We start from the raw sequence: 17,229 nt of genomic DNA, 5'->3' as shown, positions 1-17,229 counted from the left end.
GCTGACCTTATGAATTCAGTTATTAAACTGGATAAGCTGTGCTGTCCTTGTCAGCAAGTGTGACATCGACCTTCTTATCCTGAGCCTCTCTGTACTTGAAGAAGTCAGTTGCAACCTGTGGGAACAGTGCATATGTGAGTACATCCTCATCCTGCTTCTTGTACTGGATCATCTCCTTCTCAATCTTGTCGAGCTCGTTCTCAAGAAGATCTGCTGGACGGCATGTGATCTGCTCCTCATCGCCGATAACCTTCTTCTTAACCTCTGGATCAACAGGCTTTACTGACTGACCATACTCGCCACGTACAAGTGCCTTTGACTCCTTTGTACACATCTTGTATCTCTCGCCTGTTACAACGTTGAGAACTGCCTGTGTGCCAACGATCTGGCTTGAAGGAGTAACAAGTGGCGGCTCACCATAGTCCTTACGAACTCTTGGAACCTCCTCAAGAACGGCCTCAAACTTATCCTCAGCACCCATCTCCTTGAGCTGTGATACGAGGTTTGAAAGCATTCCACCAGGTACCTGGTAGAGAAGTGTCTTAACGTTAACGCCAAGAACCTTTGGATTTAAGAGACCGCTTGCGATCCACTCTTCTCTGAGTGGTCTGAAGTAGTCTGCTATCTCAGCCAGAAGCTTCTGATCCAGACCTGGATCAAACTCTGTTCCCTCAAATGTCTTGGCCATAACCTCTGTTGCAGGCTGTGATGTACCAAGCGCAAGAGGTGAGATTGCTGTATCGATGACATCACATCCAGCCTCTACAGCCTTGAGGTATGTCATTGAAGCTACACCTGATGTGTAATGTGTATGAAGCTGAATTGGAAGGCTTGAACCATCCTTGAGTGCCTGTACAAGCTCTGTAGCCTTATTTGGAACAAGAAGTCCGGCCATATCCTTGATACAGATTGAATCTGCTCCCATATCCTCGATTCTCTTTGCCATATCCTTCCAGTAATCCAGAGTATATGCATCACCGAGTGTATATGAAAGAGCTACCTGGGCATGTCCACCCTCTTTATTACAAGCCTTAACTGATGTCTGAAGGTTTCTAAGATCGTTCAGACAGTCAAATATTCTGATGATATCAATACCATTTGCGATTGACTTCTGTACGAAATACTCTACAACATCATCTGCATAATGACGGTATCCGAGGATATTCTGTCCTCTGAAGAGCATCTGCAGCTTTGTATTCTTGAATCCATCTCTGAGCTTTCTGAGTCTCTCCCATGGATCCTCCTTAAGGAATCTGAGTGATGCATCAAATGTTGCACCGCCCCAGCACTCTACTGAATGATAACCAACCTTATCCATCTTGTCGATGATAGGAAGCATCTGCTCGGTTGTCATACGAGTAGCTATAAGTGACTGATGCGCATCACGCAGTACAGTTTCCGTAATCTTTATCGGTTTCTTATCTGCCATTTTATCGTCCTCCTATAATTATATAAATTCTGATTAAATTCCAAATATTGCAAGGAATGTACCTGCAGCTACGGCTGTACCGATAACACCTGCAACGTTTGGTCCCATAGCGTTCATCAGAAGGAAGTTTGTAGGATCATACTGTGATCCAACCTTCTGTGAAACTCTGGCTGCCATTGGAACGGCTGATACACCAGCTGAACCGATAAGCGGATTAACCTTACCCTTTGTCGCCCAACACATGAGCTTACCGAAGAGAACTCCGGCTGCTGTACCAAATGCGAATGCGACAAGACCAAGGAATACTATCTTAAGTGTACTCATCTTAAGGAATGCCTCTGCACTTGTAGATGCACCTACTGAAGTACCAAGTAAGATAACAACGATATACATAAGAGCGTTTGAAGCTGTCTCTGTGAGCTGCTTTACAACGCCGCACTCCCTGAAGAGGTTACCAAGCATCAGCATACCTACAAGTGGAGCTGTTGTTGGAAGTATAAGAACTACCACAAGTGTAACAATGATAGGGAAGAGAATCTTCTCGATCTTGGTTACAGGTCTGAGCTGTGGCATTCTAACAAGTCTCTCCTTCTTTGTTGTGAGAGCCTTCATGATAGGTGGCTGGATAACTGGAACCAGTGACATATATGAATATGCCGCAACTGCTATAGGTCCGAGAAGTGTTCCACCCATACCGAGCTTACCGGCAAGGTAGATAGATGTAGGACCATCAGCACCACCGATGATTGATATAGCTGCAGCCTCTTTACCATTGAATCCCATAAGGAATGCAAGGAAGTAAGCTGCATAAATACCGAACTGAGCTGCAGCGCCAAGCAGGAAGCTCTTTGGATTTGCAATAAGCGGACCAAAGTCTGTCATGGCACCTACACCCATGAATATAAGCGAAGGTAAGATACTCCACTCATCAAGCAGGTAAAAATAATGTAACAAGCCGCCCTCTGCCATAATATCTGGGAACATGTTTACAAGAAACATACCAAATGAGATAGGGACAAGAAGAAGTGGCTCAAAGCCCTTTCCGATTGCAAGGTACATGAATACAAACGCTATAAGGATCATAACGTAGTTCTTCCAGTCAAGACTTGCAAAACCGGTCTGATTAGCTAAATTTGTCAAAACGTCAACTATTGTGCTGCCCATTTAGTTGTTTCCTCCTATAAGATTTATTCTAATTCAAGCAATTAGTTGAGTGTTGCAAGTGTATCGCCTGACTCAACACTAGCGCCTACTGTAACGTCTATGCTTGCGATTGTACCATCTTCTGGAGCAACAACTTCGTTTTCCATCTTCATAGCCTCAAGGATAAGGATTACCTGACCCTTCTTTACTGAATCGCCAACATTAGCCTTTACTGCAAGGATCTTACCAGGCATAGGTGATGAAACCTTAACGCTTCCTGCGCCGCCTGCTGCTGGTGCTGGAGCTGCAGGAGCTGCTGCTGGTGCAGGTGCTGCCACTGGAGCTGCTGCTACAGGTGCTGCTACTGGAGCTGCGCCACCTGATAATTCTTCAACTGATACATCGTATGATGTGCCATTAACTGTGATTCTATAATTCTTCATAACAATTATCCTCCTATAATTATCTCTTATTCTTTTTTCTTGGTCTTACAACCAACTTATCGTTACTTGGATAGTTTACACGAACTCTTGTCTTTCCGCCCTGTGCCGCCATAACCGCTGCTGATATAACCGCAACAATCTCTGAGTCGTTCATAACGCTCTCACCGGTCGCTGTGTTGACAATGTCTACTATTCCAGCCGGAGCAGGTGCGTTTCCTGCAGGAGTCTCATCCTCCTTGTCAACATTTAATGTTGCAACGCTTCCAAGAGCCTTCTTTGCCTTCTCAGCCTTTCTCTTCTCTCTTGTCTCCTTGTCCAAAAGAGCCGGAACATACTTGAGAAGTGAAATTATGAATGATATGAAGATAAGTGCTATAAACACGATACCCATACCTATGAGGGTATTTGCTCCCGCATCCTTCATCTTGTCCTTAAGTGTCTGATTAGCAGCAACTTCAAATTCGGAAATCTTGTATGGATAAACACCATTTGATGCAAGCATCTGATCAGCCTCTTCTTCTGAATACTGATTCTGAGCCATCACTGAATACTTCTGGAAATTGTAAGTTACCGAATTGTCTACAAATGTTGCCTTTACTATAGCTTCTTTTTCTGCACATTCTGCATATAATGTAACAACAACCTTGTCATCAACTTCTTGTATTGTTTTATCATCTTCATCTTCGAGATTGACCGGCTTAAACTGCTGGAATTTACCATAGTCAGACTCAATCGTTGAAAAAACCTTTAATGCATCAGCAGTCGTTTCATCTACCTGACCGCCATTTGCCTCTTCATCCACATAGAAATTATATACATCTTCAACCTGCGCAACCTGCATGTAATTCGTAGCCTGTGTTTCTGCTATCTGAACCAATGTGTTTCCGTCATAGTCAAATTCTACTTTCTTGTCTGAAGACGAACATCCGGCAAGTGCAAATGTAACAGCTAACATAGAAACTATCAATAATAACTTTTTCTTTATTATCTTTTCCATTAAGTTGTCACTCCTTTATATTGTTCCATGCTTCTTGAATGGTCTGTCCTCACTCTTAGAAAAAAGCATATCGAGTGCTGCTATAACTCTCTTTCTTGTTGCATCAGGCTCGATGATATCATCCACGTAGCCTCTTCTCGCTGCAGATACGGCACCTGAAAGAGCATCTGTGTACTCAGCCTTCTTCTCCTTGATATAAGCAAGCTTGTCACCGGCTGCTGCGATCTCATCTTCATACATGATCTTTACAGCCATCTCTGGATCCATTGTTCCGATAACTGACTTAGGCCAAGCAAATACAACATCAGCTCCGATAGCCTTTGAACACATAACTGTGTAGGCTGTACCATATGCCTTGTCAAGCATAACAGTTACCTTTGGCACTGTTGCGTTGGCATAAGCGTAAGTAAGCTTTGCAACAGCCTTTGAGATAGTCTTCTCTTCCTTTACAGTTGCTGCAAATCCCTTGATGTTTACAAGTGTGACAACTGGGATATTGAATGAATCACAAAGCTTTACGAAATCCTCTGCCTTATATGCACCGGCTGTTGTCATGACATCCTTCTGGTTTCCGACAACACCAACTGTCTCACCGTTAAGTCTGATAAATGCAGTAACAACGTCATCTGCAAAATCCTTCTTGAGCTCGAATACAAACTCATCATCAGTGATATCTGCTATAACAGCCTTCACATCCCCTGCCTTTGTAGCAAGATCTGGAATGATTCTGTTCACATCATCCTCACATACTGCGCAATCGCCATCATCCTCATTGTTTGATGGAAGAAGACCTACCATAGTTCTCACTGCACCGAGAAGCTCTGCCTCTGTGTCGTATACTGCGTCAACATTTGCTGTGTTCTCTGCAACATAATCTGCTGCTGCAGTGTCAAGCTTCTCTGCACGGTTCTCATCCAGAGCATTTGGACTGTTAACAAAGAGCTTAGCTCCTTCCTTAGTCATGAATGTTACGTCTGTGAGATTAGGTATAAGTGCTGCACCACCACCGCATGTACCAAATATAGCTGTGATCTGTGGTATTACACCTGATGCAAGAGTCTGCTTCATGAATACCTCTCCAAATGCATTAAGAGCATCTGTAGCCTCCTGAAGTCTGAGTCCGGCACAATCGATCAGCCCGATAACAGGTGCACCCATCTTCATTGCCATGTCGTAAAGGTTTGCGATCTTCTTGGCATGCATCTCGCCTATAGAACCGCCGAGCACCTTTGCATCCTGGCTGTAAACATAAACTAAATTGCCATCGATCACTCCATAACCGGTTATTACGCCGTCTTTTGGAGTATCCTTGTCCTGAATGTTGAAATCTGTATTTCTAGCAGTTACATATGCGCCGATTTCAACAAAACTTGAGTCATCAAGTAACATTGAAATTCTGTCACTTGCTGACAAGCTTGGTGTGTTGCTCATTTTTAGCCCTCCGTTTAATTTATTTTAGGACTATATATAGTCCAATTTTCGCCGAGTATAATTGTAAAGCCTTTGTCGTCATATTTCAAGTAAAATCGAAAAAACCACCAAAGGTTTATCGGCGTTGTAAGCGATTATTTTTCAAAATAAAACAGGGAATATGTGTAAAATATACCCTCAAACAAAAGTATACCCCAAATTCCCCGTTGAATTATAAAATCTGTTTTATTTTTTACTGTTTTAGTTCTTGAGGACTTCTCTGTTGTGATACAGATAATCTCCAAGAGATATAAGTGTCAGTGCAAGTGCAAGGTAGATGAGCACCTGATCAAAGATGTAGAACACCTTGAGATCAGCTATCAGAAATCCTACCATGATCATCTGAACCGTTGTCTTGATCTTTCCCCACCATCCGGCAGCAATAACAATTCCCTTTTCTGCCGCAATAAGTCTGAATCCGCTTATTATGAAATCACGCGCTATGATCACTATAACGATCCATGCTGGGATCCTGTTCAGATCCGACAGTGCTATGAGTGCCGAACATACCAGCAGCTTATCTGCCAGAGGATCCATGAATTTTCCAAAATTGGTAACCAGATTGTATTTTCTTGCAATCTTTCCGTCAAGCATATCTGTAAGTGATGCGGCTATGAATATTCCAAGTGCCACCCACTTCGACCATCCCGGTGACATATATAAAAACACGAGAAAGAATGGAATCATTATAGCTCTTAGTATTGTCAATTTGTTTGGTAAATTCATTCTACTATCACTCCTGTCAAGTCATATTCATTTGCCTCGGTTATCTTCACATCCACAAATGAACCGGATATCAATTCATATGGTGCGCTGACGAACACTATTCCGTCAACCCCCGGAGCATCTCTGTAGGTTCTTCCCACATATACATCATCGTCGACCAGATATCCCTCAATGAGAACCTTCTGGGTGCTTCCGATCATCTGCTGGTTCTTCTCATAGGAAATCTCCTGCTGAAGCTCCATGATCTCATCGCGCCACTTTGCAGCCAGCTCTCCATCCACCTGATCCTCGTACTCCGCAGCCGGAGTGCCCTCCTCAGGCGAATAAGTGAATACTCCAAGCCTGTCAAACTCGCACTCGTCAACAAAGTCGACCAGACCATCGTGCAGTTCCTGTGTCTCACCTGGGAAACCAGATATGAGCGTGGTTCTGATGGCTATATCCGGCATGGCTGTCCTCAGTCTGCCGACAAGCTCCACAATGTCCTCTCTGCTGGTTCGTCTGCCCATTCTCTTAAGTATCGCATTCTCAGAATGCTGGATAGGTATATCGACATAATGGCAGATCTTCGGATTCGTGGCCATAACCTCTATTAATTCATCTGTTATCTCCTCCGGATAACAGTACAGAAGTCTTATCCACTCTATGCCTTCTATCTCACTGAGTTTTATGAGAAGCTCTGGAAGCTTCTTCTCACCATACAGATCAACTCCGTACAGCGTAGTCTCCTGTGCCACAAGGACAATCTCCTTTATACCATCAGACGCAAGCTTTTCAGCGGATGCGATCAGGCTGTCCATCGGCATGCTTCTGTATCTGCCTCGTATGTGAGGTATTATACAATAAGTGCACAGTTTATTACAACCTTCTGCGATCTTAAAATACGCCATCGACGCATTTGTCGTTACTATTCTCTCGGCAATCGGCCTTGGAGTATAATTTATATCATCTACGATCGCCTCCTCGTCGGTTCCTATTGCCTCAACTATCTTATCGTAATTGGTCGCACCAATAATGACATCGATCTCCGGAAGCTCCTTCATTATCTCGTCCTTGTATCTCTGGGACAGACATCCCGCAACGATAAGCTTTTTTAGTTTTCCGGTTTTCTTCAGTTCTCCCATCTCGATGATGGTGTTGATGCTTTCCTCTTTCGCATCGCTGATGAACGCACAGGTATTTACAACTACTACATCTGCCTCTGTCTCATCATTTGTAAGCTGGTGGCCGGCTTTGTTCAGCAAACCGAGCATGACCTCGCTGTCCACCAGATTTTTATCACAGCCTAGTGATATGAGTAATACTTTCATCTGTTCTCCAATAATTTTGCACTTGTTCTTAGTTTATATTTATTGATTCCACGCAGTTTGACATGAGCATGGCTATGGTCATAGGGCCGACTCCGCCAGGTACAGGAGTTATCGCTCCGGCAACCTCCTTGGCTGATTCAAAATCCACATCACCGCAGAGCTTATTATTCTCATTCCTGTGGATTCCCACATCTATAACTGTTGCGCCTTCCTTGATGTAAGATGCATCGATCATTTCTGGCTTTCCTATTGCCACCACGAGTATATCAGCACGTCTGCACACTTCCTTGAGATTCTTTGTTCTGGAATGGCACACGGTTACGGTTCCGTTCTCACGGAGCAGCAGCATGCTCATAGGCTTGCCTACTATATTGCTTCTGCCGAGTACCACGCACTCCTTACCCTCTATCTCTATTCCTGATCTCTTGATGAGCTGGATAACTCCGGCTGGTGTACACGACACAAAGCCCGGCTGTCCTATGCTGAGTGCACCAACACTCATCGGATGGAAGCCGTCCACATCCTTCTTTGGAGATATGGTCTTTATGACCTTATCCTCATCTATATGCTTTGGAAGCGGGAGCTGTACAAGTATTCCGTTCACCTTGTCGTCAGAGTTGAGCTTCTCTATAAGTGCAAGAAGCTCCTCCTCAGTTGTCTCCTCTGGGAGCTCATATGACAGTGAACCTATTCCTATATACTCACATGCCTTCTTCTTATTTCCAACATATACTGACGATGCAGGATCATTTCCGACCTGAATGACAGCAAGGCATATCTCTACGCCCTCTGCCTTGAGTCCCGCAACCTTCTCCTTGAGCTCATCCTTTATCTGTTTTGATATAACCTTACCATCTATAAGCTTATACATTTATTTGTCCTCCTAGAATAATCCGACGATCTTGCCGTCATCATCAACATAAATCCTTTCTGCCGCAGGGGATTTTGGAAGTCCAGGCATGGTCATGATAGTTCCGGTAATCGCTACCACAAATCCTGCTCCTGCACTGACATAAACCTCACGGATATTTATATCGAATCCTGTAGGTCTTCCAAGCTTCTTTGGATCATCTGACAAAGAATACTGGTTCTTTGCCATACATACAGGGAAGTTACCAAATCCCATCTCCTCGATCTTGGCGATGGCCTTGCTGGCCTCTGCGCTGTATGTAACACCATCCGCGCCATATATCTCTGTAGCGATACAATTTATCTTATCCTTTATTGACAGGCTGTCATCGTAGAGCACCTTGAAGTTGCTCTTCTTGTTCTCCAGCGTGTTGAGCACTGCATTTGCAAGGTCTATACCACCCTTGCCTCCCTGCTCCCATACATTTGCAAGAGCAAAATCGCAATCTCTGTCCTCGCAGAACTCCTTGACAAAGTCAAGCTCTGCCTGGCTGTCTGTGACAAATCTGTTCAGTGTAACAACAACAGGAACGCCATACTTCTGAAGATTCTCAATATGCTTCTCAAGGTTTACTATACCAGCCTTAAGCGCGTCGAGATTCTCCTCGCCGAGATCTGCCTTTGCAACTCCGCCATTGTACTTGAGTGCTCTTACTGTAGCAACCAGAACCACCGCATCCGGCTTAAGGTTGTTCATACGGCACTTGATATCGAAGAACTTCTCAGCTCCGAGATCTGCGCCAAATCCTGCCTCTGTTATTACATAATCTGCAAGCTTTAATGCTGTCTTTGTAGCCATTACACTGTTACATCCATGTGCTATATTTGCAAATGGTCCGCCGTGTACGATTGCCGGTGTATGCTCAAGTGTCTGGATAAGGTTTGGCTTGATGGCATCCTTTAAGAGCGCTGCCATAGCTCCTACAGCCTTGAGATCAGCCGCTGTCACAGGCTCATTGTCCATGTTGTATGCAACGATTATTCTGCCAAGTCTCTCCTGAAGATCCTTCATGTCACTTGCAAGACAGAGAATAGCCATGATCTCCGATGCAACTGTGATGACAAATCCGTCCTCTCTAGGCACTCCATCGACACGCTTTCCAAGTCCGACAACTGTGTGTCTGAGAACTCTGTCGTTCATATCCATACATCTCTTGAACACTATTCTGTTCACATCTATTCTCAGTGCATTTCCCTGCTGGATATGGTTATCCATCATGGCTGCAAGGAGATTGTTTGCAGATGTTATAGCATGAAAATCTCCTGTAAAGTGGAGGTTGAGATCCTCCATAGGTACTACCTGTGCATATCCGCCGCCGGCTGCACCACCCTTAATTCCAAAACATGGTCCAAGTGATGGCTCACGAAGTGCGATAACCGCCTTCTTTCCAAGCTGTCCCATAGCCTCACCAAGTCCTACAGTGATTGTCGTCTTTCCCTCTCCTGCAGGTGTTGGATTGATGGCTGTAACGAGGATAAGCTTTCCGTTCTCGTTGCCCTCAACCTTCTTTATAAGCTCATCTGAGAGCTTTGCCTTATACTTTCCATAGAGATCGAGGTCATCCTCTGATATTCCGAGCTTTGCAGCAACCTCCCTTATGTGCTTCATCTCAGCCTTCTGTGCAATTTCAATGTCTGTCATCATAGCTCTTATCCTCCGCTTTTTATAAATTAGTGTCTATATATTCATCAAACTGTTCCTGAGTCATCAGGATCTTTCTGGCCTTTGTGCCCTCCTCCGGGCCAACTACTCCCGCGGCCATCAACTGATCCATGATCCTTGCGGCTCTGTTAAAGCCTATCTTGAACGTTCTCTGAAGCATACCTATAGAAGCTTTTTCTTTCTCTATAATGAATCTTCCCGCTTCCACGAAATATTCATCCTTATCACTGGCTGAAGCCCCACCTATCGCTGTGGCGCCTGATCCACCATTTCCGGATATTGATTTAGATATCTCCTCATCATATGTTCCCACGCCATTGTTCTTCTTGAGGAAATCAACAACCGCTGTAACCTCATCATCCGACACAAATGCGCCCTGTACTCTGACCGGCTTAGGATAGCCTGTCGGATAGAACAGCATATCTCCCTTTCCAAGAAGTTTCTCTGCTCCTACCATATCAAGTATGGTTCTGGAATCAACTCCCGACGAAACTGCAAATGCTATTCTCGATGGAACATTTGCCTTTATGAGACCTGTTATGACATCAACCGACGGTCTCTGTGTTGCTATGACAAGATGTATACCCGCTGCTCTGGCAAGCTGTGAAAGTCTCACTATAGCATCCTCGACTTCGCCGTGGGCAACCATCATAAGATCTGCAAGCTCATCCACTATGACCACTATCTGTGGCATCTTGGTCAGCTTTTCTCCATCAGCTCCCGCTATAACGGCATTTTCAACCTTGTCATTATATCCCTGTATATTACGTACACTGTGCTCAGCAAAAAGCTGGTATCTTCTTGTCATCTCCATGACAGCCCAGTTGAGTGCCCCTGCCGCCTTCTTTGGATCTGTTACGACCGGTATCAGAAGGTGTGGTATGCCATTGTAGCATGCAAGCTCAACCATCTTAGGATCTATCATTATGAGCTTTACCTCCTCCGGTGTGGCTTTGTACAGTATACTCATTATAAGTGTATTGATACACACTGATTTACCCGAACCTGTGGCTCCAGCGATCAGAAGATGCGGCATCTTGGCAATATCCGTTGCGATGACCTGTCCACTTATATCCTTACCAACCGCAAATGCCACTTTGGACTTGAGGTTCTTGAAATTATCTGATTCTATAAGCTCCCGGAACGCCACAATTGAGTTCTCCTTGTTAGGGACCTCTATTCCTATGGCTGCCTTGCCAGGTATCGGTGCCTCTATACGTATATCCGCAGCCGCAAGGTTGAGCTTTATGTCGTCCGCAAGGTTCAGTATCTTGCTGACCTTGACACCCTGCTCCGGCTGCATCTCAAATCTCGTTACAGCAGGACCGCAGCTATAGTTTGTTATGGTTACATTGACGCCAAATGTCTCGAGGGTATTCTTAAGCTTGATGGCTGTCTCCCTGACATGGGCATCCCTGTTGGAATTGTTCGTCTTTTTAGGCTGGGACAGCAGATCTGCCGTTGGGAATTTATATTTTCTTCCCTCCTGATACTGCTTTGAGCTCTCAGTCTGTACCGCCGGCTTCTTTTTGCTTTGAGCCGCGGTATCCGTCTTCTCCTCCTCCGCAAATGCAGAGTCGTAGAGCGGATTGTAATCTGACACACTCTCTGGATGCATATTGCCATTTACCGCTCCCGCAAGGACATCCTCCGCATCATCAGTAAATGAAAGTATCTCTGCATCCTCCATATCAGTGTCCACAGCAGCCAGCTTTGGTTCTTCAGGAGTTACGACCATCGGCTTTCTTCTCTTCACAGGTGCAGGCTTCCGCACCGGTTTATGCACAGGATCCTCTCTGTCTATCTGAACTGGATTGACGATCTCCTCTCTGTCGGTCATGACGATTTTCTCTATATCATTGTTAAATTCATCATAGGACATATCCACAGCGCCATCTCCTGGAGTGAGCTCGTGGACATCCTCCATGGCAAAGAAATCCCTGGCAGGCTCCCTCTCTACATTCTTCTGTGGCTTAGTCTTCCTTGGCTTGACCTGCGTTGCAGCAGTCCTGTCGGAAGCTCTGTCATCCTTGGACTTATCGCTGCTGTACACATTGAGATTTGCCATCGATGGTCTCACTCTGCGAACCGGAGTATCATTTACATCATGTGAGTAATAACCATCGTCATATCTGTCACTTTGATACTCCTCATCTTCATACTGTTCGTCATCATCGCTTTCTCTGCGCTCACGGATAGATGCTATGAAAAGTTTGATCTCGTCTATAACTGATATCTCCGTTATGAGAATGAACATGATAACCGCAGCTATAAATATTACTATGCACGCACCCGGAACTCCAAGCAGTGTCCTTATCGCAAAGAATATTCCTCCGCATATAACTCCTCCGCCCGATCTGTCCTTATACCCATCCATGTACAGGACCTTGACCGACTCAAAGGTCGATGAATATATAGCCTGAAATACCATGGACAACAGGATGAGCACAACGCCAAAATATACAACCTTTTTGACGATCTTCCCCCTGAAATCATTTGATATAAGATAGGCAGCCGACACAAACAGATATACCGGGAATATGTACTCGCTGAAACCGATTATTCCAAAGAAAAATCCCGATACGGTATCTCCCACTATTCCGCAGATCCTGAAGTTTGCAAGTAGCAGAAATACCGAAAATGCAAAGAGAACTATGAGTATGATCTCACTTCTCATCTGCTTCTGCCTTGCCAGTTCCTCTTCCCGGGCTTTGCGTTCTATGGCAGCCTTTGATCTGGCAGATGTTTTTTTCGATGCAGTATTCTTCTTCGCAGATGTCCTGTTATTTGATCCGCCTTTTGAAGAGTTCTTTGCCACAGTCTTTTTAGACGCAGCGTTTTTGGACGTGCCATTCTTTGATGTATTGTTCTTGTATGACTTTTTATTACCAGCAGCCATTTTCTACCTCTATTCTAAATCTTAAGCAACAAAATACCATATTACAGACACGATTCCCGCGATCATACAATATATGGAAAAACCCTTAAAATTCTTTTTCTTGACCGTATAAAGCATAAATTTTATACATAAATATCCAACAACACCTGCAACTACCATTCCAACTATGTAATTTACAACATCAGTTCCTGAAATAGATGACTTAAACAGATCAGGTATCTCCAGTATAACTGCTCCCAGAACAGCCGGTATCGACATTATAAATGAATACTTTACCGTGAATTTTCTTGTGTAGCCGCATGCCAGACCTGCAGTTATCGTACTTCCGGATCTTGATATTCCCGGAAGCGTAGCAACAGCCTGTACCAGACCTACAAATATGGCGTTTCTGTATGTAGCCTTTGCCGCACTCTTCTTACCAACCGGCAGTCTGTCCGCAAAATACAGGATAACAGATGTTATACACAGACAGATACCCGGTATCAAAAGTGTATCTCCCGCATGTCCTATAGCTTTGTCAAATGGGACTGCGATCACCGTCGTCGTAAGAGTTGACACGAGTATGAGCATAACAAACTTTCTGTATGCCGTACACACGATCTTCCTATACGGATATATCTGTTCCTCCTTCGAGGTCTTGTTCTTTATGAAATTTACCAGATTGACACAGCAGTCTCCAACTATCTTGAGTCCCTCTATAACAAGCTTCTTTATATCTGCCCAGTAGACTATAAATATGGCAACCAGCGTGCCAAAATGGAGCAGTATGTCAAATAATATACCCGTATCGGTCTCCACTCCAAAAATATTCTTGAAAATAGCCAGATGTCCCGAACTGCTGACTGGAAGAAATTCTGTAGCTCCCTGTATTATTCCCATCAAAATTGCCTGTAATAAGCTCATGACCAACCTCCCTTGATCGATGTTTATACAATATCCTATGGAATTTTACTATCATTTTCTTAATTAATCAAGTCATACAGCGTTTTTAAAGCCGCCGACATACCACCGATCCTGTCTATAACCCTTTTTTCGACAGCCTGTTTTCCTATCAGAACCGAGCCCACATCCTTGGTCAGCTCTGTCGTGTTAAACATAAGTTTCTCCAGTTCTTTCCTGTCTATAGATGAGTGATCCACTGTGAACTGTATGATCCTCTCCTGCATCTTCTCTATATATTCAAAGTTCTGCTTAACTCCAAGCACCGCCGTATTTGTCCTTATTGGATGAACTATCATCGTTGCGGTCGGCACTATAAAAGACACATTTCCCGACACCGCCAGAGGAACTCCTATGGAATGTCCGCCGCCAAGCACGATATTGACGACCGGCTTTGACAGGCTGGACAACATCTCAGATATGGCAAGTCCGGACTCAACATCGCCTCCGACCGTATTTATCAGAGTCAAGACTCCCTTTACATCTCCGCAGTTTTCTGCCTGGGCTATCACCGGAAGCAGCTTCTCGTAGCTTGTACTCTTCATACCGGCAGGAAGCTTGTCATGCCCCTCAATCTCTCCATATATTCCACATAACAGGATATAACCTCCACCTGGAACATCCATAACATGTATGTTGTCAGTGAGTTTTAACCTCTCAGCGATCGATACCGATTCCACTTCGCCTGCACCACCTTCCAACCCCAATCCACTCATTCTGCATCAGGGCAAAAATTAAGAAGGGCTGAGCCCTTCTTAACTTAATATGGTATAAATAATGTATTTATATTCATTACATTACAAGCACGATATCGTTTGTATCAGCAAGCTTGTCAGCAGGGATATAATTGGCCTCAAGTTTCTCACCATTTAATGTGAGGCTCTGGAAACCGCTCTCATGTCCATCAGGATTCTGAACCTTGATTGAGAGCTTCTTACCCCTGAACATCTTCTCGATCTCAAACTCCTTCCAGTCTGATGGGACTGAAGGCGCGATCTTGATTCCGCCAAAGTCTGGTCTCATACCCATGATACCCTCAACGCAGCCAACCATACATGTGGATGCTGTACCTGTAAGCCAGTGTACATGAGCGCGACCCTCAAATGGACTTCCAACAGACTCTGTGAACTGTCCATGGCAGTATGGCTCAAGCTTTCTGATCTCTGCCTTATCATTCATGGATGCAGGGGAGCTCTCGTTGAAATACTCAAACGCTCTGTTTCCATGTCCCATGAGCGCCTCGGCAAGTATTATCCAGCCCTGTGGCTGTGAGAATATACCCGCATTCTCCTTTGTTCCTGCATTGAACAGAAGCATGAGTGCTCCGTCAAATGCATGCTCTCTGTATGGTGGGAACATAAGTCTCACACCGTACTCTGTGTTAAGCTCCCTGTGAACAGACTCAAGGGCGATCTCAGACTGCTTTCTTGTGGCAAGTCCGCTTATAACTGCCCATGACTGAGGATTCAGCCACATGCTTGCCTCAGGATCATTCTTTGAACCGATGACCTGTCCGCCTTCCTTGTATCCACGGATGAATCTGTCATCCTCCCAGCACTTCTCCTGAATGGTCTCACCCATCTTGTACTGAATGCTATTGATGTAATCTATGTACTCTGCATCATCCTTCATCTCAGCAAAATACTTGATAACTGTCATCGCATAGTAGAGCTGCATTGCAACAAATGTTGACTCGCCTCTCTTTCCAAGTCTCAGACAGTCATTCCAGTCTGCCCAGAGTCCTGCCGGCATACCATTATCTCCAAGTCTGTTCATGGAGAAATCTATCGCTCTCTTAAGATGCTCATAAACTGTACCCTCATCCTTGTTGGCAAATGGAATAACCTCGTCTATGAAGTCAAGGTTGCCTGACTCAGCAATATACTTATATACAGTTGGGAACAGCCAAAGTGCGTCATCTGCACGGTATGCAGGATGTCCTGTCTCCTGTACATATGATGGATCATCCGGTGTATCCTCATGACCTGCGTTATGTGTGAACTTTACAAGTGGAAGTCCACCGCCGTTGTCAACCTGTGCTGACAGCATGAATCTGATCTTCTCAAGAGCCATCTCAGGTGCAAGGTGGATAACGCCCTGGATATCCTGAACTGTATCTCTGTATCCATATCCGTTTCTCAGACCACAGTATGAGAACGATGCAGCTCTTGACCATATGAATGTCATGAAACACTGGTATGCATTCCATGTATTTACCATGTTGTTGAATGAATCACTAGGTGTGTGCACCTGGAAGTTGTTGAGCTTTGAATGCCAATACTCGATCAGCTCGTCAAGCTCCTTCTGACATGCTGCGGCAGGATCTGCGTATCCGGCTATGACAGCATTTGCAGCGTCATTGTCCTTCATTCCGACTATGAATGCAAAATCCTTTGACTCGCCCGGAGCAAGTGTGAATTTTGTCTGGAGTCCACCGCAGGCATTGCTGTTGTAGTTGAGCTTGTTGCCAAGATCTCCATTTATAACTCCGATCGGATTGCCGTAGCCGTGATATCTTCCAAGGAACTCCTCCTTGTCACCACAGTATGATGCAACATCACTTCCGGCAAGTGCAAAGAATCTTTTGTTTGCCTTACTTCCATTGATCTCAGCCTTCTCAACATTCTCATTGATGACCTGAAGGATCTTGTTGTTGTCCATGAAATATGTTCTGGTTATGAACAGTGTATACTGGAGATTTACCTGATCCTGCTCATAATTGCAGTCATTTGTAAACTCACAGTATCCGATAGCTGAAAGGTTACGAGGCTTATCAGAGTTGTTGGTAACTCTCACCTTCCACACTTCATGTGTCTTGTTAAGTGGAACATAATACATCACCTCTGACTTGATATCAGAATACTCTGCATACATCTTTGTATATGCCGTTCCATGGTGACATTCACTCTTATACACATCAAGACTCTTGCCTACCGGCTGCCATGATGCTGACCAGTAATCCTTTGTGTCATCATCGCGAAGATATACATATCTTCCAGGCTGATCAAAGCTGTTAAATATGTATCTCAGTATTCTTCCGTTTGCTCCTGACTTCTCAAAGCTGTAGCCTCCTGCGTTGTTGGAGATTATAGCTCCGTATTCCGGTGAACCAAGGTAGTTTGCCCAAGGTGCCGGGGTGTCTGGTCTGTCAATTACATACTCTTTGTTCTGTTCGTCAAAATAACCGTATCTCATATGTTCCCCCTTAAATCTGCATTTATTTTTTAGTTTGTTTATGTATGCCTTTATTTACTACAATGCCCCGGAACCGGCCATATGACAGACCGGCTTCGAGACATCA

Annotated in this window: 13 protein-coding genes; all 13 read right to left on the bottom strand. The window is 44.6% G+C overall.

Annotated features, from left to right (window positions below):
* Positions 1-22: 22 nt before the first annotated feature.
* The gene (locus tag DWW70_RS01150) at positions 23-1,429 is read right to left on the bottom strand and encodes an oxaloacetate decarboxylase subunit alpha (RefSeq protein WP_055273021.1); all 1,407 of its coding nucleotides are present in this window, start codon (positions 1,427-1,429) and stop codon (positions 23-25) included.
* A 33-nt stretch (positions 1,430-1,462) separates the two neighbouring features.
* Positions 1,463-2,593, bottom strand: coding sequence for a sodium ion-translocating decarboxylase subunit beta (locus tag DWW70_RS01145; protein WP_022216519.1), 1,131 nt, complete (start codon positions 2,591-2,593; stop codon positions 1,463-1,465).
* A gap of 41 nt (positions 2,594-2,634) precedes the next feature.
* A complete protein-coding gene (locus tag DWW70_RS01140; protein ID WP_015534886.1) occupies positions 2,635-3,015 on the bottom strand; it encodes a biotin/lipoyl-containing protein in 381 nt (126 codons plus the stop codon).
* Positions 3,016-3,034: 19 nt separating this feature from the next.
* Entirely contained in the window at positions 3,035-4,012 is a 978-nt protein-coding gene (locus DWW70_RS01135; protein WP_118649126.1) for an OadG family protein, read from the bottom strand.
* Positions 4,013-4,027: 15 nt separating this feature from the next.
* Complete coding sequence (locus DWW70_RS01130) at positions 4,028-5,443, bottom strand: acyl-CoA carboxylase subunit beta (RefSeq protein ID WP_015534885.1); 1,416 nt, start codon at positions 5,441-5,443, stop codon at positions 4,028-4,030.
* A gap of 240 nt (positions 5,444-5,683) precedes the next feature.
* Complete coding sequence (pgsA, locus tag DWW70_RS01125) at positions 5,684-6,208, bottom strand: CDP-diacylglycerol--glycerol-3-phosphate 3-phosphatidyltransferase (RefSeq protein WP_118649125.1); 525 nt, start codon at positions 6,206-6,208, stop codon at positions 5,684-5,686.
* Positions 6,205-7,518 carry a 30S ribosomal protein S12 methylthiotransferase RimO gene (gene rimO / locus DWW70_RS01120; RefSeq protein WP_118649124.1) on the bottom strand — a complete coding sequence of 438 codons (1,314 nt, stop codon included), beginning with the start codon at positions 7,516-7,518 and terminating at the stop codon, positions 6,205-6,207. The genes pgsA and rimO overlap by 4 nt, the downstream gene beginning before the upstream one ends.
* A gap of 28 nt (positions 7,519-7,546) precedes the next feature.
* A complete protein-coding gene (gene folD / locus DWW70_RS01115; protein WP_117549001.1) occupies positions 7,547-8,389 on the bottom strand; it encodes a bifunctional methylenetetrahydrofolate dehydrogenase/methenyltetrahydrofolate cyclohydrolase FolD in 843 nt (280 codons plus the stop codon).
* Between the two features lie 12 nt (positions 8,390-8,401).
* Positions 8,402-10,072: a formate--tetrahydrofolate ligase gene (locus DWW70_RS01110; RefSeq protein ID WP_118649123.1), complete on the bottom strand. Its 1,671-nt coding sequence runs from the start codon at positions 10,070-10,072 to the stop codon at positions 8,402-8,404.
* A gap of 19 nt (positions 10,073-10,091) precedes the next feature.
* Positions 10,092-12,989, bottom strand: a complete 2,898-nt coding sequence (locus DWW70_RS01105; protein WP_118649122.1) for an FtsK/SpoIIIE family DNA translocase — start codon at positions 12,987-12,989, stop codon at positions 10,092-10,094.
* Between the two features lie 21 nt (positions 12,990-13,010).
* Entirely contained in the window at positions 13,011-13,892 is an 882-nt protein-coding gene (locus DWW70_RS01100; protein WP_118649121.1) for an undecaprenyl-diphosphate phosphatase, read from the bottom strand.
* A 59-nt stretch (positions 13,893-13,951) separates the two neighbouring features.
* Entirely contained in the window at positions 13,952-14,644 is a 693-nt protein-coding gene (locus tag DWW70_RS01095) for a ClpP family protease (protein ID WP_055144542.1), read from the bottom strand.
* 76 nt (positions 14,645-14,720) lie between these two features.
* Positions 14,721-17,123, bottom strand: a complete 2,403-nt coding sequence (locus tag DWW70_RS01090; protein ID WP_055222577.1) for a GH36-type glycosyl hydrolase domain-containing protein — start codon at positions 17,121-17,123, stop codon at positions 14,721-14,723.
* Positions 17,124-17,229 lie beyond the last annotated feature (106 nt).

The sequence above is a fragment of the Coprococcus sp. AF16-5 genome (genome assembly GCF_003479365.1).
In the GTDB taxonomy this organism is placed as follows: domain Bacteria; phylum Bacillota; class Clostridia; order Lachnospirales; family Lachnospiraceae; genus Coprococcus; species Coprococcus aceti.
This window is presented reverse-complemented; position numbering and strand designations above follow the sequence as displayed.